23 protein-coding genes are annotated in these 18,807 nt (G+C 38.6%); 9 read left to right on the top strand and 14 right to left on the bottom strand.

From position 1 onward, the window contains the following. The first annotated feature begins 133 nt into the window (after positions 1-133). Both WKF66_RS10000 and WKF66_RS09995 read left to right on the top strand, forming a co-directional pair. Positions 134-742: a hypothetical protein gene (locus WKF66_RS10000; RefSeq protein WP_489674306.1), complete on the top strand. Its 609-nt coding sequence runs from the start codon at positions 134-136 to the stop codon at positions 740-742. 414 nt (positions 743-1,156) lie between these two features. Next, positions 1,157-2,473: a S41 family peptidase gene (locus WKF66_RS09995; RefSeq protein WP_489674305.1), complete on the top strand. Its 1,317-nt coding sequence runs from the start codon at positions 1,157-1,159 to the stop codon at positions 2,471-2,473. 537 nt (positions 2,474-3,010) lie between these two features. On the opposite strand, the gene WKF66_RS09990 is transcribed toward WKF66_RS09995, so the two are convergent. Continuing rightward, positions 3,011-4,111, bottom strand: a complete 1,101-nt coding sequence (locus WKF66_RS09990) for an alkene reductase (protein WP_489674304.1) — start codon at positions 4,109-4,111, stop codon at positions 3,011-3,013. Positions 4,112-4,263: 152 nt separating this feature from the next. On the opposite strand from WKF66_RS09990, the gene WKF66_RS09985 reads away from it, so the two are divergent. Beyond that, entirely contained in the window at positions 4,264-4,608 is a 345-nt protein-coding gene (locus WKF66_RS09985; RefSeq protein WP_489674303.1) for a winged helix-turn-helix transcriptional regulator, read from the top strand. Positions 4,609-4,959: 351 nt separating this feature from the next. Here the strand turns inward: WKF66_RS09985 and WKF66_RS09980 are convergent, their stop codons facing one another. Next, the gene (locus WKF66_RS09980) at positions 4,960-5,751 is read right to left on the bottom strand and encodes an alpha/beta hydrolase (protein WP_489674302.1); all 792 of its coding nucleotides are present in this window, start codon (positions 5,749-5,751) and stop codon (positions 4,960-4,962) included. An 87-nt stretch (positions 5,752-5,838) separates the two neighbouring features. On the opposite strand from WKF66_RS09980, the gene WKF66_RS09975 reads away from it, so the two are divergent. Further along, positions 5,839-6,192, top strand: coding sequence for a winged helix-turn-helix transcriptional regulator (locus WKF66_RS09975; RefSeq protein WP_489674301.1), 354 nt, complete (start codon positions 5,839-5,841; stop codon positions 6,190-6,192). Between the two features lie 262 nt (positions 6,193-6,454). Here WKF66_RS09975 and WKF66_RS09970 read toward each other — a convergent pair whose 3' ends face one another. The 3 genes from WKF66_RS09970 to WKF66_RS09960 all read right to left on the bottom strand — a co-directional run bounded on the left by WKF66_RS09970 (position 6,455) and on the right by WKF66_RS09960 (position 8,286). Further along, positions 6,455-7,063, bottom strand: a complete 609-nt coding sequence (locus WKF66_RS09970; RefSeq protein ID WP_489674300.1) for a hypothetical protein — start codon at positions 7,061-7,063, stop codon at positions 6,455-6,457. 216 nt (positions 7,064-7,279) lie between these two features. After that, complete coding sequence (locus WKF66_RS09965; RefSeq protein WP_489674299.1) at positions 7,280-7,870, bottom strand: Crp/Fnr family transcriptional regulator; 591 nt, start codon at positions 7,868-7,870, stop codon at positions 7,280-7,282. A gap of 47 nt (positions 7,871-7,917) precedes the next feature. Then, complete coding sequence (locus WKF66_RS09960) at positions 7,918-8,286, bottom strand: nuclear transport factor 2 family protein (RefSeq protein WP_489674298.1); 369 nt, start codon at positions 8,284-8,286, stop codon at positions 7,918-7,920. 140 nt (positions 8,287-8,426) lie between these two features. Between WKF66_RS09960 and WKF66_RS09955 the strand changes: the two genes are divergently transcribed. Further along, positions 8,427-8,657: a hypothetical protein gene (locus tag WKF66_RS09955; protein ID WP_489674297.1), complete on the top strand. Its 231-nt coding sequence runs from the start codon at positions 8,427-8,429 to the stop codon at positions 8,655-8,657. Between the two features lie 30 nt (positions 8,658-8,687). After that, complete coding sequence (locus tag WKF66_RS09950) at positions 8,688-8,873, top strand: hypothetical protein (protein ID WP_489674296.1); 186 nt, start codon at positions 8,688-8,690, stop codon at positions 8,871-8,873. Between the two features lie 419 nt (positions 8,874-9,292). Here WKF66_RS09950 and WKF66_RS09945 read toward each other — a convergent pair whose 3' ends face one another. The 6 genes from WKF66_RS09945 to WKF66_RS09920 all read right to left on the bottom strand — a co-directional run bounded on the left by WKF66_RS09945 (position 9,293) and on the right by WKF66_RS09920 (position 14,260). Next, positions 9,293-9,754 (bottom strand): MarR family winged helix-turn-helix transcriptional regulator, encoded by a 462-nt coding sequence (locus tag WKF66_RS09945; RefSeq protein WP_489674295.1) that lies wholly within the window; start codon positions 9,752-9,754, stop codon positions 9,293-9,295. Then, positions 9,747-10,187, bottom strand: a complete 441-nt coding sequence (locus WKF66_RS09940) for an EVE domain-containing protein (RefSeq protein WP_489674294.1) — start codon at positions 10,185-10,187, stop codon at positions 9,747-9,749. Before WKF66_RS09940 ends, WKF66_RS09945 begins: the two co-directional genes overlap by 8 nt. 12 nt (positions 10,188-10,199) lie before the next feature. Next, positions 10,200-11,087 (bottom strand): SDR family oxidoreductase, encoded by an 888-nt coding sequence (locus WKF66_RS09935; protein ID WP_489674293.1) that lies wholly within the window; start codon positions 11,085-11,087, stop codon positions 10,200-10,202. Positions 11,088-11,121: 34 nt separating this feature from the next. After that, positions 11,122-11,481: a VOC family protein gene (locus tag WKF66_RS09930; RefSeq protein WP_489674292.1), complete on the bottom strand. Its 360-nt coding sequence runs from the start codon at positions 11,479-11,481 to the stop codon at positions 11,122-11,124. 485 nt (positions 11,482-11,966) lie between these two features. Continuing rightward, complete coding sequence (locus tag WKF66_RS09925; protein ID WP_489674291.1) at positions 11,967-13,106, bottom strand: epoxide hydrolase family protein; 1,140 nt, start codon at positions 13,104-13,106, stop codon at positions 11,967-11,969. A 59-nt stretch (positions 13,107-13,165) separates the two neighbouring features. Next, the gene (locus tag WKF66_RS09920) at positions 13,166-14,260 is read right to left on the bottom strand and encodes an ankyrin repeat domain-containing protein (RefSeq protein WP_489674290.1); all 1,095 of its coding nucleotides are present in this window, start codon (positions 14,258-14,260) and stop codon (positions 13,166-13,168) included. A 117-nt stretch (positions 14,261-14,377) separates the two neighbouring features. On the opposite strand from WKF66_RS09920, the gene WKF66_RS09915 reads away from it, so the two are divergent. Both WKF66_RS09915 and WKF66_RS09910 read left to right on the top strand, forming a co-directional pair. Continuing rightward, complete coding sequence (locus WKF66_RS09915) at positions 14,378-14,965, top strand: TetR/AcrR family transcriptional regulator (RefSeq protein WP_489674289.1); 588 nt, start codon at positions 14,378-14,380, stop codon at positions 14,963-14,965. Positions 14,966-15,088: 123 nt separating this feature from the next. Then, positions 15,089-15,628 carry an NAD(P)H-dependent oxidoreductase gene (locus WKF66_RS09910; RefSeq protein ID WP_489674288.1) on the top strand — a complete coding sequence of 180 codons (540 nt, stop codon included), beginning with the start codon at positions 15,089-15,091 and terminating at the stop codon, positions 15,626-15,628. A gap of 364 nt (positions 15,629-15,992) precedes the next feature. On the opposite strand, the gene WKF66_RS09905 is transcribed toward WKF66_RS09910, so the two are convergent. From WKF66_RS09905 to WKF66_RS09895, 3 genes are read right to left on the bottom strand one after another with little or no spacing between them, the layout of a single operon-like run. Continuing rightward, entirely contained in the window at positions 15,993-17,018 is a 1,026-nt protein-coding gene (locus WKF66_RS09905; protein WP_489674287.1) for an aldo/keto reductase, read from the bottom strand. 2 nt (positions 17,019-17,020) lie between these two features. After that, entirely contained in the window at positions 17,021-17,482 is a 462-nt protein-coding gene (locus WKF66_RS09900; protein ID WP_489674286.1) for an ester cyclase, read from the bottom strand. A gap of 10 nt (positions 17,483-17,492) precedes the next feature. Beyond that, a complete protein-coding gene (locus tag WKF66_RS09895) occupies positions 17,493-18,104 on the bottom strand; it encodes an NAD(P)H-dependent oxidoreductase (protein ID WP_489674285.1) in 612 nt (203 codons plus the stop codon). Positions 18,105-18,217: 113 nt separating this feature from the next. Between WKF66_RS09895 and WKF66_RS09890 the strand changes: the two genes are divergently transcribed. Beyond that, positions 18,218-18,553, top strand: a complete 336-nt coding sequence (locus WKF66_RS09890) for a winged helix-turn-helix transcriptional regulator (RefSeq protein ID WP_489674284.1) — start codon at positions 18,218-18,220, stop codon at positions 18,551-18,553. Positions 18,554-18,807: the final 254 nt, after the last annotated feature.

Below are 18,807 nucleotides of genomic sequence, written 5' to 3'. Positions count from 1 at the left end.
TAAATTAACTTTGTCTACCCTTACCAGATTCATGCTTGAATATTTGCCGTTTTATCTGATTATTGCTTTTGTTCTGACCACATTTGTGGGTGTAGTAATGATTATTCTTTTAATAAAAACATCCTCAAAACCAATGGGAAGAAAGTCATTCCTTGGAATTATATCTTCGATATCTTTCTTCCTTATCATCCAGGCGCTTATAAGCTTATTGGGAATTTATAAAAATCACCCGGATTCGATACCTCCAAAAATTATTCTCCTAGCAGTTATTCCTGCATTATTTGCAATTATTTTGATCTTCAACACTCGAAAAGGCAAACTGTTTATAGACTCCTTGTCTATGCAAATGCTCACTTATATTCATTTTATCAGGATTCCGGTTGAGCTAGTTCTTTATGGGTTATTTATTAACGGTGCGATTCCAGAGCTAATGACATTTGAAGGTCGCAACGTGGATATTCTCGCAGGGATTACCGCACCGCTTGTAGGGTTTTTCGGTATCTTAAAAGGTAAGATGAGAAAGGCTTCCTTATTAGTATGGAACTTTATCTGCCTTGGGCTACTGCTTAATATCGTAGTTAATGCCGTGCTTTCCGCACCATCTCCATTTCAGCAATTTGGGTTTGATCAGCCAAATGTTGCCATCTTAAATTTCCCCTTCAGCTGGCTGCCAGCATTTATTGTTCCCCTGGTGTTGTTTGCCCACCTTGCGACTATTAGAAGATTAATTAACCATCGTTAGACTTTAGCTTCTAGCAATATAGCAGCATAAAAAATGATCTGTAAGCATAAAACGGTTAGCTAAGAGCTTCATACGTTTTTGCAAGAAAATCTATAAATCGAAATTTACCTCGCTATCATTCAAAAACGGTGGAATAATGGACGATATAAGGACCAGGAACAAGCTATAAATTGACTCCAATGCGAAGATTTCTCTTTTTGCCGTAAAGTTGGTATAGGTCCAATTGATAAAAACCGTTCCAAAATACCAGGGAATTGTGATAATCTGAAGGACAAATTCAAGCTAAGATTAAAGACGACTAAGTGTTTCGTAACAATGATCTAGTTAGCATGACACCTCCGTCTTTAATTTAGTATTATTGTCGATCCAATTTTTTAGTTATTCATTAAACGATTTATTTTAGTGCTTTATTCAATGAAACAGACTTTTTTCCTTTCTTTTCTTATTCTGATTACTAGTTGTGTAAATGCCCAAAGCGTTAAGAACGATTTAATAGATAGTAAAATCTTAAGTGAAGATCAGCGAGTATATGGTCTTTCACAAATTTGGTCAGAAACAAAGTACAATTTCGTCTATTATGACCAACTGAAAATTGACTGGGATAGCCTATACCAAGCAACTATACCGAAGGTAAGAATCGCAAGAACTACATTAGCCTATTACGATGAACTTCGTCATTTTGCTGCGCAATTAAATGATGGACATACTGGCGTATGGTATCCCATGTCTTTCTATAAAGATGAAGCGGCATATGCCCCCTTAACAACTAGCTTAATTGAAGATAAGGTATTCATTACGGCTGTATTAAACGATACACTTACTCAGAAGGGAGTAAAGAAAGGTATGGAAATACTTAAAATAGATGGATTACCCGTAACTAGTTATGCCGAAAAATTTGTTTCTCCCTTTGAAGGAACATCTACTTTGCAAGGTCACAATATGATGGTATATTCCACTTACTTACTTAATGGCCCTATAAACCAACTTTTAAACCTGACGTTAAAAGATCAAAAAGGTAAAATAAAAGAATTTCAAATATCTAGAAAACTCACAAAAAAAGAAATTCCAGCTGTGCAGTTTGCCCTTACTACAGATCAAATTGGACTTTTGACAATTAATGGTTTCAATGCTGATTTTAAAAAGGCATTTGATTCGATTTATCCTAATCTTATTAAGGCTAAATCATTAATTATTGATTTGAGGAATAATGGTGGGGGCGATGGAAGTCAAGGGTATTACTTATTAAAACATCTAACCAAACAGCCCTTTTCTGATCCTATCAGCTCATTCCGACAATATAATGTTGCTATGAGAGTATGGGGAGTAGATGCCAAAACTGACACATATTTTTCTATGACTCCTGGAACAAACAAGCCTTTTGCAGACAGGGTCATTTTCGAAAAACCTATAGTGGTATTAATTGGAAAACAGACCTATTCCGCTGCCGAGGATTTTGCAATTTTATTTGATTACATTAAAAGAGGTCCCCTGATTGGTCAGTTATCAGGAGGAAGTACTGGGCGGCCATTTTTCACAGAACTCCCTGGTGGAGGGACCTTTAGAGTGTGTATTAAAAAAGATACTTATCCAGATGGAAAGCTGTTTGTGGGTGTCGGTATTCATCCTACTATTGTAGTTCCAGAAAATTCGGCATCGTTTATTAAAGGTAAAGACCAGGTTATGGATAAAGCCTTTGACGTTTTACAGGGTAGAAATAATCTTATCAATTAATGCCCGAGCATTATTGACGATTATAATAAAATTAGTACTGCTGCTGTATTAGAAAGCTTTTGATGTCTCATGAATGAGGATTCTATAAGTTCATGGATTATCAAATAACGGTCGGATTATGGAGGCGGTAACTAAAGATAATTGACAGCCAATTAATTTACAAAATCACTTTCTAAGACAGACTAAAAATCTGGAATTTACAATATTTTCCTATTAGTCTGAGTTCGACTAAAGAAAGGTAGTATTTGATCAGATGACTTAGTTTGGTAAGCAATAAATGGTTTCTCATGGAGGAAAATATGTTTTTGAATGGTTCTCTGTGTCAGCATTGCGGGTTACGGAGGAATCCACTCCTCCTTTGTTAGCTGGCTGTTGCATGCAAACAGGAACGATCGTATCATCATCATAAATGTCTTTCTGCAATTTTTTTGTTATCCTTTTTAGAGAGAAATGGGTTCAGTTGCAGTTACTATCAACATCAGATCTGCCAAGACTAAGTTTTTCTGTATCGGGTCTTAGCGTTGTTGCCATGGTAATTTACATTGAAGCTTTTGGGAGGAACGGATAATCTGTGTAGCCATTAGCACCGCCACCTTCATAAAATGTAGCATGATCCGGCTCATTAAGCGGTGCACCAATTTCAAACCGGTGTACCAAGTCTGGATTAGCAATAAAGGGACGGCCAAACGCGATCAGATCTGAAAAGTTATCCCGCTGTTTTTCTATCGCCAGTTCCAGGTCGTAGCCGCTGTTTGCTATGTAAACGCCTTTGTAAAGGTTTCGGAGCTTTTGCATTAAGTTATCATATGTATCTTCACGTGGTGAGCCCGGTAAGGCATTCTCCATAACATGTAGATAGGCTAAATTATACCGATTAAGTTGTTCCGCTATATACGAGAACAACTCCTCCGGATTACTGTCGTCAATATCACCTACAGTTCCAACTGGTGAGATACGAACGCCTACATGATCCGCACTCCATGCCTTTATTACCGCTTCGACAACATCCAATAAAAATCGCGATCTATTTGCAATAGAGCCACCATACTCATCAGTGCGCCGGTTGGTCTTGTCACGGAGAAACTGATCGATAAGATAGCCGCCTCCAGCCAGGATTTCCACGCCGTCAAAACCTGCCTGCTTTGCACGTTTTGCAGCTAGATAATACTGTTCAACTAGTCCAGGGATTTCCTCTGCTTCTAAGGCACGGGGTGTGACACACGACTCAAAACCTTGCTCCGTAAAACATCGTGCCTCTGCTTTAACCGCAGAAGGAGCTACAGGCAGAACTCCATTCGGCTGCATAGACGGATGTGATATACGGCCAACGTGCCAAAGTTGACAAAATATCGTGCCACCGGCAGCGTGAACGGCGTCAGTTACCAGTTTCCAGCCACTTTCCTGTTCATCATTGTAAATTCCAGGTGTTAAAGCGAATCCGAATGCTTGCGGCGATATGTTCGTTGCTTCGCTAATAATCAATCCAGCTGAAGCCCGTTGGGCATAGTACTCCGCAATCATGGCTGTAGGAATACCTGAACTGCCTGCACGGCAACGTGTCATGGGAGCCATAACGAACCTGTTTTTTAAATTTAAACTTTTGTTTTGAAATGGGGAAAAAAGTGCTTCTGAGTTCATTCTGCTAATTGATTTTAATGTGAGTATCTAAAATTTATCTTTTTATAAACAGCAGTACGCTCGTTTATATATGTTTTGGAATCAGCGACAAAGTTATTTAAATTTGCTTTCCTAAGGGAAGCGCTTTCCTAAAGGAAAGTGGATTTACATACATGGAAAAAGAAAACTCACAAGATTGCCTGCATCAAATGCTTGCCATACGCGATACACTGGATGTTATCAATGGCAAATGGAAAATATTAATTATAGTCGCTCTTTTAGATGGCAATAAAAGATTTAAAGAGATAGAAGCCACAGTACCTAAAATAACGCCAAAGGTTCTTGCTAAGGAGTTAAAAGAACTGGAACAACATCAGTTGATCAAACGAGCCGTTTTTGATGACTACCCTATAAGGATAGAATACTCGGCAACACCTTATGCTAAAACGTTAAAACAGATTGTGCAGGACCTCTATGAATGGGGATTAAATCATCGGCAGAAGATATTGAAGCATTAAACGAGTTATGAGCGATTTGTATCTTAACCCGTTCTTAAACCTAAATTTTCAAGAAGCGAAATTATTAAAAAACGGTGGAATTCTTAGAGTATCCTAAATAGCACGGGAATAATTATAGCCTCCCATCATACTTCATAAATTATAGTACTAATACTGTTTAGCTACTGAGCTAAAAATGCGAAATGAAGTTAATAAGTACGTGCTTCCATGAGCGTGATCCTACAACTTAGGGCTTGCTTAATTATAGGGACCTGCTAAGTATTCATGACGGAATAAGATTACGTCAAAAGATATATAACGATTGATTAGATTCACGTTGCAGTAATCTGTAACGTGAATCTAATAATCTGATCAGTTTAATAGCTGCTTGGCAAGGTCTACTGGTTTTGTAAGCATAGCATCGTGACCAGTGTTTATCTCAAGATATTTCCAGTCTTTCTTTGCCTTTGCAATATCGACAGATCTTTGAATCGCCCGAAGTTCTGGCCCTACGCATGCAATATAAGTGATGGGAACATTATTACCGTATGGATTCCTGAGCACCAACTTTTGTGAAAAGGTTCTGTAAGGCTGATTGGTCAGTTTCGCATCTGCCCATTTAATTGTTGCTGAGTCGGTAACCCCGAAAAACTTACTGGATAATATAGGAATGGAAAGTCCGTTATCCGTTTTAAGGGATGCTTTTTTGAAGCCTTCCACTACGTCAGCTGGATTTAGATCATTTGCGCTTTCACCGTTTTGGACAATAAGTGCATCTACAAATACTAGCTTTGATAGACGCTCCGGTATTCGGTCTGCAACCCCTGCAATGACTGCTCCTGCATAACTATGGCCTACTAATACTACGTCATGCAAATCTTCCATCACAATGGTATTTATCACATCTTGAATATGGGTTTCCAAATTTATAGTAGTGTCCAGTGTGTTTCTTCGCTCGCCCTGACCGCTTAGTGTTGGCGTATATACGGCATTGCCTTTTGAACGCAGCTCTTTACCTACCATTTGCCAGCACCAGCCTCCATGAAAAGCACCATGAATGAGGACATATGTATGTGATTTATTATCCTGCTGCGCATAGGTAGTAATTGTCGTGCTACCGAGGAACAACAAGAGGTATAGTAATTTTATTCTAAGTGTTTTCATAATATATTTCTTTATTTTGAACAAAATTAGCACACTAAGGCTGGTCACGCAATAACTCACCCGAAAGTGAGCCTTATACTATCAATCATGTCAAGTAAGATTAAACCCGGGACATCTAATGCCTGTAACATCACTGCCCTGAGCCTGGCTTGTGAAGTAAACGATGTATTAAGGAATGTCAGTCCAAGATGGAAAATGCAGGTTCTTCATAAGATCGCTGCAGGTACCAAGCAATTCAGTTCTTTAAAAATAGCTTTCCCATCACTGTCAGACCAGATCCTTGGAAAAAGACTTGCTGAACTTGTCAGTGACGAACTGATCGAAAAATATATTATTGAGGCAAAAGCGCCAAAACGCATCCACTATTTTGTAACCGATAAAGGTTTCGAATTGCTAAAGATTATCGATGATTTGCATAAATGGGGAATTAAATGGCACTAACTTATTTAGAATATATCTTTATCAAGAAACGGTCTAATAATGGAGTATATAAAATTTGGCGCAAGCCAGATTTGACGGACAAACTGAAATTTCTTTTTTTGCCGTAAAGCTTTAATAAAGGTCAGATCAGCTAGGACCGTCTTTTTAAAGGAGGGAATAATGATAACCTAAATACAAAAACCACATATCCTAATTATGAGGTTATATGAAATCATGTGGTCTAGTTTACTTGTATTCAAGTTACATTATTCCTTTTCACAAGTTATAATAAAGCTCCAAAGAAACCGACGATACGGGTTATTTGCTTTTTTTCATTGTATTCAAAATAATCCGTTCCTTCAATAACTTCCTTATTAGCCAAAATAAGTTCCCACTTAAAACGACCGCTGCCGTGATGACAATCTGCCTTAGAAACCAACCTAAACTTTCTGCCAGGTGACCGTTTGTAAGATTTGTAGATCACTTCTACCAACTGATCAATTCCTACAGCCAAAGGAGTCCGTGGATCTATGTAAGTACTGGTTGCAGACCAACATTTAACTAGCGCCTCTTTGATGGCAGCAGGACTCTCCTGATTCCAAGCATAAGTGTATTGACGTATTGGTTCTTCCATCGCATCATTTAAATCCGTAATTCTTATATCAGCCTGAACTGTAGTTTCACTAACTTTTGAAATCGTTTGTGCAATCGTATTTTCAACTAATAAACTAAGCGACCCTCCTAACACAATCCCACCTATAGCCACTTTTTTTAAAAAGTTATTCCGGTTTTTGTTTATAGATGGGCTATTCATTTTAGTATGGATAGCCGCAACTTGTGATTTGTCTAATTCTTTATTATTAGGAGTTAGCTGTTGTATGATACTTTTCATGATATAATATTCTAGATTAATAGTTTTTATAATTCAAATAAATTTGAATGTAACGGATATATAGATTGGACAATGTGTGCAAACAAGTTACTATTATTGGATCTTGTTTAAACCTCAGACTCCTCAGGCTGTACAAGAGAACGATCGTATTTATCACTCAAACAAATTAACATGATATACATTATAAACCATTTTGTTAGAATATAGCCGGAAATCCTACATTCTATGAAGCTGATTCCGTTTACGAATTCTACTTAGAAATACCGGAGTAATACCGAGGTAAGATGCAATGTGCTTTTGCGTTATTCGCTGTTCTAAACCCGGATACTGTTTTCGAAACTGCATATATCTCTCTTCTGCGCTTTGTGAAAGGCTGGTGGTAATTCGACCTTGGTACATATCAAATCCGTTTTGCGTCAAAATACGGAAGAAGCGCTCAAACTTGGGTACCGCGGTATAAAGTTCTTCTAAGGTTGAGTAATCAATAAAATAAACTATAGTCTCCTCTATTGTACTTATCGAAGAGAATGCTGGAGTTTGCTTCGAGAAGCTTGACATATCCACAGCCCACCAATTCTCCGGAGCAAAGTAAATATTATGTTCAATGCCAAGCTGGTCGGCATAAAAAACTCGCAAGCATCCTTTTTGAACAAAATAAATGTTCCTGCATTTCTCACCAGCGGCTAATAATGGGGTATTCTTAGCAAAAAGTGTATATTTCAACAATGACTTTATGTAATCCTTCTCTTGAGCATTAAGACTAATATGCATTGCAAAATTCGACATTATGAGGTCATGTGAAATCATGTGCTTTGGTTACTCATATTCAAGTTACTTTGTTCCTTTTCACAGGTTTATAATAAAGGGCCAAAGAAACCGACGATACTGGTTATTTGATTTTTTTCATTGAATTCAAAGTAATCCATTCCTTCCACGACATCCTGATTAGCCATAATAAGTTCCCAGCTAAAACGACCGCGACCGTGATGACAGTCTGCTTGAGAAACTAAATTAAACTTTCTCTGGGGCAACTCTTTGTAAGAGTTGTAAATCACTTCCACTAACTGATCAACTCCTATTGCCATAGAAGTCTGCGGATCGATATAAGTGCTGTTATCAGACCAGCATGTAGAGAGTGCTTCTCGGATGGCTGCAGGGCTCTCTTGATTCCAAGCATGAGTGTATTGGCGTACTGATTCTTCTATAGTTATTTGAGTATTCATAAAAAACTGCCAATATGTTTAAGACCTACTTAATTGGCAACTACAAAGGAACATAGTTTAAGCTGGAAAAAAATTAACCTAGTTTTATAATTCAAATTTATTCAAAATTTCAATTATGTATTAAACTAGTAATCTTTGCAATGATTTACGATTATTTAATCCTTTTAAAGCTTGAATTGCTTACACGGCAAAAAAATGGCGACCCTCAAAAAATAGGTGAGGTTATCATTAAAATGGCCCAAGTAAGCGAACCACCTCTTCGTCTACTTTTAGGATCAAATGCACTGCAATTTGCTGGCTACAAAATACAAATGTTGCAGGAAGGTATCGAAGCTAATAAGGAAATCACGCTATCCACAGACTTTCAATAAAACGATCTTATTTCACTTAACAAGTTTTTTATGCCGAAAATTTATTTGAACTGTCCGGTAGAAACGTTTACCGCTAGGGCAAAAGACGATCTTGCAGCGGAACTAACGGCCCTCGCCTTAGAGGTGGAAATTTACCGAATACTCCCTTTGTTCGCAGCACGGTATGGATTTATATTAATGTGTATCATGGCGGAATGTCTGGAGGGACCAAAGTGATCAGCCTCGAAGTAAATGCGCTCGAAGGCGGCTTAGATAAATAATCAAAACAATTGCTTATCCAGAAATTTACAACCTCCATTCAAAGACATGCTGGACTTAAATTCGACGAACTCGCACCAGTGTATATCGTTATAAGAGATGTACCAGAATCAAACTGGGGTGTATTTGGCAAAACTATAAAACTTGAGGATCTTCAAAATCCGCCAGCAGATGCTAAACCAATTTAAAATTGAATATAAGCGCACCCAACTCAACTTGGGTGCCGTACTGGTTTAAAGCTTAAACCTTTATGATATAGATACCCGTCTACAGCCTATTAAATACAGGCTTGTTCAAGATATGTTTATTAAATTTGGTTTACCAAATTTACAGTGCAACATAGATACTCATCAGTTAATTTGAGTTACCATTATATGCTAATCTTCTTTGTTTTGTGTAATTAATTTGGACATAGTAGAATTAAATTTAGAAAGATCCAGATCAGGCATAGCGAAGAATTCTAAGTCAGCGTTTACGATCTCGATAAGCGCTTTATGCAAAATCGCTTCTCCGTTAGGGGTCAGTTTAATTATTTTTGCCCTTGTGTCGGTATCGTGTTCTTTTCGTGTTAAGAACCCTTTGTCTTCTAATGTGCGCAATACTTTTGATACCATCATTCTGTCCGCATTACTTTGGTTGGCTATATCAACTTGTGTAACTGCGTTGCTGTTTTTTGAAAGCCAGCCTAGTGCTGCCAACAATGCAAATTGCGTCTGGGTTAAGTTCAAAGGGTCTAGTACCTTCTTTTGTTTCCGTTGCCAAAGCATCGTGAGTTGTCCAAGCAAATACCCCGGGCTGTCGCTTGGACTTTTAAAATGAAAATCGATTTCTTTAGGCATGATTAGGCTGAAGCATTTGGGTAGATATTAAGTTAAAATCGTGCTCGGTAATTTCAAAGAAACCAAACTTAAATGGATAACCCCAACTTTTTTTGCTTTGGATAAATTCCAGATTGTTAATTAACGGAAGAATAGAGGCGTCTTCACATTGGAAAAACTCAATGTTGCGTCTTGAAGAGCAAAAGTCCTCAGAAACTTGAAACTGATATATATCATCGTCTAACACCTTTCCTACTGCTGTAAATTCCTGACATTTATCTGCTTTACCCATCGTTTTCTTTCCTGAATAGTATACTACAAAATCTCCTTTTCTCATTCGTTTTAAAGGGGAAGATTTTCCGTGACAAGCTTGTGCAATTCCCTCAGTAATTCCTTTTTTTACATGGTCTTTTGATGCTACAATTATCCAATACTTTTTACTAATTTCTTCCATTTAGAATCTCTTTTAATTATAGGCTTCCTTTAAAAATTCGGTAAGTGATTTTGTCTTTCGTCCTAAAATCGTCTCCAAATTAGTCGATTTTTGGTCAAACTCACCTTTGGCAATGGCTAAACTGAAAGTGCTCAGTATTTCAATAACATGACCTGGCAACCCAATGTTATTCATTTTTGCTTCAAATTCAGTTACTTCCGGAGAGATATACCGGATAGGTTCTTTCAAGATCTCAGAGATTTTTTCAGCAATTTCCGAAAAAGTAATTTGTTCACTTCCATTAAATTCCAATATTGTATTTACATAAGCTGAAGGATTCAGAAGAATATTTACTGCTGCTTCCGCTAAATCCTTTTTAGGCACAAAAGAGGTTAACCCAGCTGCTGCAGGCAAATAGATGGTTTTGGTTTTTAGTAGTTGACTCCTATCTCCAATCATCATTTCGATTACTTCGGCATACAAATTATGTTTAAGTATTGTGTAGGCTATTCCAGATGCTTTGATGAAATTTTCTGTTTGTATATGAGAATCCATAAGCGTTGCTAGCGGAGAAGAATCACTTTCGTCTTTTCTTACTCCACTGGTATATAAAATTTGCTTAACACCTGCTGTTTTTGCAGCATCAACAACGTTTTTATGAAGTTTTGAGCGCTGATCATCATCTCCTCCTGAAACAAAGTATAATAAATCAATGCCTTTAAATGCTTTCTCCAAGCTTTCTAAGTTGGCATAGTCTCCAATTTTTACTTCAATGCCATCATTGTCATATTGTTTTGCCAATTCATTTTGTTCGTCTCTTACTAAAGCAGCCAGATTACCAACTTCAGTTTTCTCTTTTAAAAAACTAATAACCTTACTCCCTAAGTCACCTGTGGCTCCTGTAATTAATATTTTGTTCATGTTTTTTGAGTGTTTAATAGTGAATGATGTACTGTTATTTGGATTCCAAAAAGGTTAGTTTATAGCCGTCAAGGTCTTTAACATGGAATGCTCTGCCAAAAGGTGTTTCTATAATTGGCTCCGCGGTTGAAATTCCATTCGCAATAAATTCCGCTTTCAGTTCATCTACGTTTTTATCAATGGCAAACCAGAGAGCTACGCCAATTCCCATTTCTTTTCCTTCAAGTGGTTCAAGAGGTGTACGAATCGCAAAGCTTGCTTCTCCTTGATTATACTTGAAAACACAGGCTTGTGGGTTAGTGTCGCCGATTTCAAATCCTAATTTTTTTTCATAGAAGTCTTTTGATGCTTCCAAATTTTTCACCTGTAGTGATGCAAATGTTAATTTTCTCATATTATATCTTTTTGTTGTTGCAAAGATAGTATATACGACAACAATATTTGTATTTTTTTTATTTCTTTTTGTAGATCATTTCTTCCTTGTAGGAAGAAAATAGGAATTGGGAATAACAAAATAAGTTTGTTTAGGAATAATCGCTCAAATAGTTTTGATCAAGAAATGGTGGAATAAAGAGACACTTGCTTTTTCGAGTTACTAAATTGGGAGGGAATAACAATAAACTTTTGAATATGTATTTACTAGTGCTGCCCATGGCAGTGCTTGACTTGTTGATAATCTCTTCCCCATCGATTTTAAGCGAAATCTGTTTAATATTGGTAATCAATTTCGGACCCACATGAATCCTGCAAAAAACGCATAACCTCAAGGCTATGCGTTTTTTAAAAATGAATTATGATCTCGCTTCGCAAACAATTCTCCTAATTAATAAAAGTCGTTTGAATAAACGCAATAACTGGCACGGGCTTTTATTTTAGTAATTATCTACGGGAATGACGGAAGCTATCACGTACTTCCTTAACAAATAATTCAGGTCTCTCCCAAGCTGGAAAATGGCCGCCTGCTTCCACCTCATTATAATGTATAAGAGTGGGATACCGTTCTTGTACCCACCGTTTAGTGCTCTGGTGGATATCTCGTGGGAACTGACTGTAACCAACCGGCACGTAAATCTTATGCTCTCTAAATTTACGCATACTCTGCCAATAAATGCGCGCTGAAGATGCTGCAGTTGCTGTGAGCCAATAGAACGTGATGTTGTCAAGAATTTCCTCCCGTCCAATTAACTCTTCAGCATTACCGTCAGTATATTTTGCCACAAGCTCGTAGATCCAGGCCGCTTGACCGACTGGTGAATCCGTAAGGCCGTAACTCACCGTTTGCGGACTCTGGATCTGTTGTGTCATATAGCCATTTTCATTTTCAGCAAACGCCTTTTGTCGCTGCAATGCTTGCTCCTCCTGCATATTTTTTGCTTGCATGCCGGGAAATATCGGGAACATATTGAAGTGGACAGCACGTACAGCAGGTAAGCCAATACCCCCTAATGCGTTTGTGATGGCGTAACCCCAATCGCCACCTTGTGCAAAAAAGCCATCATATCCGAGCCGGTGCATTAATTCGACCCACGCGGCTGCTATTCGTTCGGGCGACCAATCAGGTGTCGTAAGTTTCTCAGATAGACCAAAGTTAGGCATAGTAGGCAAGACGACGTGAAATGCATCTTTGGGATCACCTCCATAAGCCCGAGGATCTGCAAGCATTGGTGCAACTTTAAGAAATTCTATCACAGAACCAGGCCATCCATGCGTCAGAATCAGTGGTACTGCATCCGGTTCAGGAGAGCGTAAGTGAAGAAAGTGGATATCCATCCCGTCAATTTGCGTTCTCGACGGCTCAAGCAAGTTCAGCCTCGCTTCGCATTTACGCCAATCGTAGCTCTCAAGCCAATATTTGCTCAGCGCCTGCAGTGAGGCTAGTGGAACGCCTTGACTCCAATCAGATACAGTTTCGCGATCGGGCCAACGCGTGCGCAGCAATCGTTCACGCAAATCGTTCAGTGCGGAATCGGAAAATGAAAAAGGGTGTGGATAAATTGAGTTGTTCTTTGAGTTATTCATAGGATTATATTTAATAAATGTGATGCACAGTATCTGGCTGTGCTTGATTCTACATTGTTTTATTTGCCTGAAATATTTTCTTTGTTAGCGTCATCCAAAAATTCTGCAAGATCTTTGTAGCCATAGAGCACGGCGAGCTCATAAGGAGTTACACCTGTGTGACTTTTTAGGTCTAAACGGGCCCCAGCTTTTACCAAGGCCTGTGCTACATACAAATGCCCATGCCAGACTGCATCGTGGAGAGCAGAAAGGCCATTGTAGGCCCCTTGTACATTAAGACCAAAGACCTGTGAATTATTCTTCGTTTTTTCTTCTGTCAGCATACTTACAATTGAAGCATGACCAAAATAAGTCGCATCATGAAGCGCCATACCACCCATCTTACCTATCAACCTTCGCGGATCTGCTCCTGCATTCAGTAGTATACGTGCTATTTCTGCATATCCTTCTCTAGCTGCGATACCAAGTGGTGTGTAGTTATCGTCCAAGTTACCGACCATTGGTACTTGTTCGTCAACCGGATACTCTATTGAAATAAGATGCTTAACCTCTTGAACATTACCTGCTTTGACGGCTGCAACTAATTTCAGTTTTTCAACAGCAAAGTCATTTGTTTGGATTTGCGCTTCCAGACGACTTGTAATCCCAGTAAGCTTGTCTGCCTTGGCTATGTCCAAAGCAGTCTGGCCCCAACAATTAATAATGTTCATTCGTGCACCACGCTGCAGCAAGCGCTCTACCACAGCCTCGTGCTTATGGAGCACGGCGTCCATCAGCGGCGTGTTACCCAGGATAGGTGTCTGTTGGTCAATAAAAGCACCGTTGTCAATAAGTAGACTAACAACATCAGGGTTTCCGGATTGTACCGCCTTATGTAGCGCAGTGGCACCCATTCGGGGCTCAATAACATGGACGTTTGCACCAGCTGTTAAAAGCAGCTGTGTCATATGGAATTCACCCAGTCCTGATGAAATCATCAGGGGCGTTAACCCCTCAGGGTCAGGCTGGTTAATTTCAGCGCCATTACGGAGCTCTTCAAGCATACTTTTTAAATCCCAAGCACGAACAGCTGCCTTAAAAGCCAAGTTAATTTCAGGTTTATACGAGCTAAGTCTTTTATGCTTGTCAACCGGGAACACAGATTTATTTGTCATAATAATAATTTTTACACCACAAAGGTAACTTACTTTTGGTAACTTACAAGCGGTAGGTTACTTTTTGTAAATATTTTTTATTATTATTACTTTTGCTAAATGAATCATATAAAACAATTGACGAAGAGTGGCAAATTACCAAAGGAAGAACGTCGGGTACAACTATTGGAAACTGCGCTCGAAATCATTCGATCCGAAGGAGCAGACCGTCTAACGTTAGGCTATTTAGCTACTAAGGCAGGCGTTTCAAAGCCAATAACATACGAGCATTTCGGTACTCGTTCTGGATTATTAACCTCAATTTACACATACCTCGATGAGCGGCAAATACAGTCCTTGCGAGCTGCGTTGACAAGTGGCCTGCATAACTCAAAAAATACAGCAGACATGCTCGCGACAGCTTACATTCATTGTTCTGTTGATACTGGGGGGGAATGGCATGCGGTAGGCGCTGCACTGTTAGGTAGTGAAGAAATGGGAAAGGTTCAAAAAGAGTTGCTGGCTGGATATGTTCAGTTATTTATATCAACCCTTGCACCTTTCAGTTCGTTACCTTCCGCAGAATTACATCGGTGCTGCGTCGGGCTGGTTGGAGCAGGTGAAGCCCTTTCGGCAATGATGCTTAATGAACAATGCAGTGAGAAAGAAGCTACTGAAACGTTTTCCTTTTTAATCCAAGCGGCCTTTATTGATCACAGTTTATAAATATTCCGCAAAGGACCTATTTGTAACATAGCCCTCATAGTACTCGTGTTATCTACAAGCGAAGAGTTAATAATTAAACTTAAACGTCTTTGCATTTTACAATTATTTAAATAAAATATGAACATGATATCATCAAAAACACTAATTATAGTTACCCACCCCGACCTCAATCATTCTCTTGTCAACAAACGGTGGATGGATGAATTGAAGAAATTTCCTGCAACATATATAATCCACGACCTGTATACTGCTTATCCGAACGGTCAAATTGATGTTCAACAGGAGCAGCAACTTTTAGAAAAGTTTGATAAAATCGTATTTCAATTTCCATTTTTCTGGTTTAACTGCCCTCCATTATTTAAACAATGGCTTGATGAAGTATTGGTTGAGGGTTGGGCTTTCGGATCGAACAGTAGTTTTGCATTAGAGGGCAAAAAGATTGCACTTGCAATCAGTACTGGTATCGATAAAGATGGTTACCAGCCAACGGGTAAGTACAAGTACACAATGGAGAATTTACTAGCACCTTTTGAATTGACCTTTAATTATATCAAGGCGGACTACCGTCCACCCTTTATTCTTTATGGGATGGAATTGCAGACCACAAGGGAACGTATTGACGAAAGTGCTAGACAATACCTAGATCACCTTGCATCTTTATAGATTTATTTAAATTATGAGCAAGCGTTTAACTAGTTTCCTTAATATACGCCACATAACTAAAAATGTTTAACAAATTTAAAATGCATAAATACCCTTCAGTCAATCATTATCAAAAAACGGTGGAATAATGGAGAATACAATTTGGTACAACTCAGATTTGTCACACAAACCGAAATTTCTCTTTTTGCCGTAAAGCTTTAATTAAAGTCAGATCAGCCAGGGCTATCTTTTTTTAGGAGGGGAATAATGATAGGAGATCACGGTAAACCTTCTTTTTAGCTGTAAATAACTATCGAAACCCTGCTCTGGTACATGTACCCACGTTCCAGGGCAGAACTATCATTAAATTTAACTTTGTGTTTAATTAGCTTCTTAATTCTTTATCTTGGTTCTCTATCATCCAGCCGGGATATTGTTTAGGCAAGGGACTGACTTCTTCAATTTTTAAAAGGTCAATTGCACTTAGACATAAATCGGTTGAACTAACGTTAGACTGCAGCTGTTCTATATTCGTAGCACCAATGATTGTACTAGTAACCCTAGGTTGCTGCCTGACCCAGGCAAGCGCTACCTGTGCAGTGGTTGCTTGATAATTATCACCGATTGTTTTCATTACATCGACCAGATCGTAAGCTTTATTCTTATCAATTGGGGGAAAATCAAAATTGGTCCTTCGAGAATCATTTTCTGCTGTCCCCTCACGAGTATATTTGCCTGATAAAAAGCCTCCGGCAAGTGGACTCCATGGGAAAATGGCAAGGTCATGATCTTTCGCCATTGGGACTAGTTCATGTTCAATATCACGTGTTACCGCTGAATAGAAATACTCAAGACCGATAAATTTATGCCAACCGTTATAATGTGCGATTGCCTGCGCTTTAGCGACCATCCAGGCCGGCCAATTACAAATAGCGATATAGCGCACCTTTCCGCTTTCAACTACATCATTTAAGGAACGTACAATATCTTCGAGCGAAGTTTTAAAATCTACTCCATGGACATATAAAATATCAATGTGGTCGAGTTGGAGGCGCTTCAAACTATCATCGACAGCATTGAAGATATGGTAGCGTGAAAGTCCTGAACTGTTATGGTTTTGTTTCATCTTACCCAGTACCTTGGTAGCTATAACAAGCTCATCACGCTGTATCTGGAGATCTTTCAGACCCTGGCCCAGCAGTTGTTCAGCCTGGCCAAAAGAGTAAACATCGGCGGTATCTATAAAATTGATACCAGATCCAATCACTGCCTCCAGCATTTTGTTAACGTCTTTTTGCTGTAACTGACCAATATTGTTCCACATTCCTGCTTCCTGGCCACCAAAGGTCATAGTTCCAAAACAAAGTTCGGAAACCATCAAGCCAGTTTTTCCAACATAATTATATTTCATGGTTAGGGACGATTAAGGTTTTCTGATAAACGGCTTTGCATGAACAACCCAAACCAATCTTCAAGATGCCAGGTATGCGTGATCTTGCCATCTTTAAGGTGAAGTAATTCCATCATAGATACTTTTACTTTTTGGTTTACAGGTGAAATGCCCATAAATTCTTTGTCATGCGTAAAAGTCATTTCCGCCCGTACTGCAATACGCTCAGCTGTGCCGAATATGTCCTGCATGGTTATTTTTATGTCCGGAAAGGTTTGGCGGAAAAATGTAATCAGGTTCTTTAATCCTTCAGGTCCTACTTTTTGCCCTGGAGCCATCGGTATGTCCTGCCAGTCTGGACTAAAAAGTGTATCAATAATTGTCAGGTCATTTGTTTGCCAGGCTTTATAGAATGCTTGGATAGCTTCGAGCGTTGCTGAACTGATAGGTTCTACCATGTCAGGTGTATAATTTTCTGTATTCATGATTTATTCGTTATTTTTTTGCTTTTAGCTGTTGTAGGGTATTATTTAAATAAGTTCCATAGCCCTCAAAATAATGTTCCGGTTTAGGGTTTTTTAATACATCAAAACAATGGTAACCGGGAAGAATCTCATAACCGAAGAACTTGTAATTAAGCGTAACATTAAGCAGAACATCGTCAGCTGATCCGCCTCCCATCCATAGCTGTTCATTATCTTCAAAACACTCTTGCGGGGCATTCCATGTAGCTGAAATAAACATTGCTTTGCCAGTCATTAAACCACCGGAGCCGTACTGCTTCGAGGGATCGCCCAGCACCCTGCCATCATTGGTCGCCATCCTTTTGCTAAATAGCCCGTTGTTAAATAATTCATCGGCATATTTTTTATAAGACCATGGTAGGTTAGCCCAATTGATTGGTGTTTGCAAAACAATAAGATCACTTAATAGATGCTTTTCGACTTCTTCATCAACATCATAACCCTGGTCTATAATAGTTTCGGACACCCGTATATCGTGTTCACGAAAAAATGATTTCGCTTGTTGAGCAAGAGTTTTGTTAAGCCCGCCTTCGCTAATTCCGTCATATTTTTGATGGGCATTGATAATTAATACTTCTTTCATTATTGAATTTATTTGGCTCAAAGTAAAGCAATAGCTATCTTTGAGGCAAGTACTTACCATTTGGTTTGGTACTTACCTTCACGACTGAAACGTTGATTAACAGCTACATAAAAATGGAAAATATTGAAAAAAAAATTTGGGGTGGTGAGGAATGTCCAATAACTCTGTTTATGGAACAGATTGGTGGAAAATGGAAACCCGTTATTTTGTGGTTGCTTTTTCAGGAGGGAACGATGAGATTTAGCGAATTAGATAAATCCATTAGCGGCATAACTCAGAAAATGCTGTCACAACAGCTCAAAGGGCTGGAAGAAACAGGTACTATTAAGCGGGTATCTTATCCGGTTATACCGCCAAAAGTTGAATACAGCTTGACAGAAAAAGGTAAATCGCTATTTAGTATTCTAAACGGCTTGTGTAAATGGAGCGAGAGCAATCTTTCACATTAATGTTGGGAGATCCACATTTGAAGTAGGTGTTTAAATAAAAGATAATTTTACTGCAATAATAGCTAGTCCAACAATTCATTTGGCAAATTATATGAAGCAATGAACGCACTACGTGTTTATCAAAAAAGGGTGGAATAATGGAGGATTCAGGGACCAGGAATAATAGGAATTATCTAAAAGCTAAGATTTCTCTTTTTGCCGTAAAGCTAGTACAGGTTAATTAATGATTGCCATCTTAAAAAAAGGAGGGAATA

This window comes from Pedobacter sp., from assembly GCF_037719805.1.
Taxonomy (GTDB): Bacteria; Bacteroidota; Bacteroidia; order Sphingobacteriales; family Sphingobacteriaceae; genus Pedobacter.
This window is presented reverse-complemented; position numbering and strand designations above follow the sequence as displayed.

Excerpts from the sequence above, each read along its gene's own strand:
- WKF66_RS10000 (WP_489674306.1), top strand. The coding sequence starts at position 134 with ATGGGAAGAAAGTCATTCCTTGGAATTATATCTTCGATATCTTTCTTC.
- WKF66_RS09995 (WP_489674305.1), top strand. The coding sequence starts at position 1,157 with ATGAAACAGACTTTTTTCCTTTCTTTTCTTATTCTGATTACTAGTTGT.
- WKF66_RS09990 (WP_489674304.1), bottom strand. The coding sequence starts at position 4,111 with ATGAACTCAGAAGCACTTTTTTCCCCATTTCAAAACAAAAGTTTAAAT.
- WKF66_RS09985 (WP_489674303.1), top strand. The coding sequence starts at position 4,264 with ATGGAAAAAGAAAACTCACAAGATTGCCTGCATCAAATGCTTGCCATA.
- WKF66_RS09980 (WP_489674302.1), bottom strand. The coding sequence starts at position 5,751 with ATGAAAACACTTAGAATAAAATTACTATACCTCTTGTTGTTCCTCGGT.
- WKF66_RS09975 (WP_489674301.1), top strand. The coding sequence starts at position 5,839 with ATGTCAAGTAAGATTAAACCCGGGACATCTAATGCCTGTAACATCACT.
- WKF66_RS09970 (WP_489674300.1), bottom strand. The coding sequence starts at position 7,063 with ATGAAAAGTATCATACAACAGCTAACTCCTAATAATAAAGAATTAGAC.
- WKF66_RS09965 (WP_489674299.1), bottom strand. The coding sequence starts at position 7,870 with ATGATTTCACATGACCTCATAATGTCGAATTTTGCAATGCATATTAGT.
- WKF66_RS09960 (WP_489674298.1), bottom strand. The coding sequence starts at position 8,286 with ATGAATACTCAAATAACTATAGAAGAATCAGTACGCCAATACACTCAT.
- WKF66_RS09955 (WP_489674297.1), top strand. The coding sequence starts at position 8,427 with ATGATTTACGATTATTTAATCCTTTTAAAGCTTGAATTGCTTACACGG.
- WKF66_RS09950 (WP_489674296.1), top strand. The coding sequence starts at position 8,688 with ATGCCGAAAATTTATTTGAACTGTCCGGTAGAAACGTTTACCGCTAGG.
- WKF66_RS09945 (WP_489674295.1), bottom strand. The coding sequence starts at position 9,754 with ATGCCTAAAGAAATCGATTTTCATTTTAAAAGTCCAAGCGACAGCCCG.
- WKF66_RS09940 (WP_489674294.1), bottom strand. The coding sequence starts at position 10,187 with ATGGAAGAAATTAGTAAAAAGTATTGGATAATTGTAGCATCAAAAGAC.
- WKF66_RS09935 (WP_489674293.1), bottom strand. The coding sequence starts at position 11,087 with ATGAACAAAATATTAATTACAGGAGCCACAGGTGACTTAGGGAGTAAG.
- WKF66_RS09930 (WP_489674292.1), bottom strand. The coding sequence starts at position 11,481 with ATGAGAAAATTAACATTTGCATCACTACAGGTGAAAAATTTGGAAGCA.
- WKF66_RS09925 (WP_489674291.1), bottom strand. The coding sequence starts at position 13,106 with ATGAATAACTCAAAGAACAACTCAATTTATCCACACCCTTTTTCATTT.
- WKF66_RS09920 (WP_489674290.1), bottom strand. The coding sequence starts at position 14,260 with ATGACAAATAAATCTGTGTTCCCGGTTGACAAGCATAAAAGACTTAGC.
- WKF66_RS09910 (WP_489674288.1), top strand. The coding sequence starts at position 15,089 with ATGATATCATCAAAAACACTAATTATAGTTACCCACCCCGACCTCAAT.
- WKF66_RS09905 (WP_489674287.1), bottom strand. The coding sequence starts at position 17,018 with ATGAAATATAATTATGTTGGAAAAACTGGCTTGATGGTTTCCGAACTT.
- WKF66_RS09900 (WP_489674286.1), bottom strand. The coding sequence starts at position 17,482 with ATGAATACAGAAAATTATACACCTGACATGGTAGAACCTATCAGTTCA.
- WKF66_RS09895 (WP_489674285.1), bottom strand. The coding sequence starts at position 18,104 with ATGAAAGAAGTATTAATTATCAATGCCCATCAAAAATATGACGGAATT.
- WKF66_RS09890 (WP_489674284.1), top strand. The coding sequence starts at position 18,218 with ATGGAAAATATTGAAAAAAAAATTTGGGGTGGTGAGGAATGTCCAATA.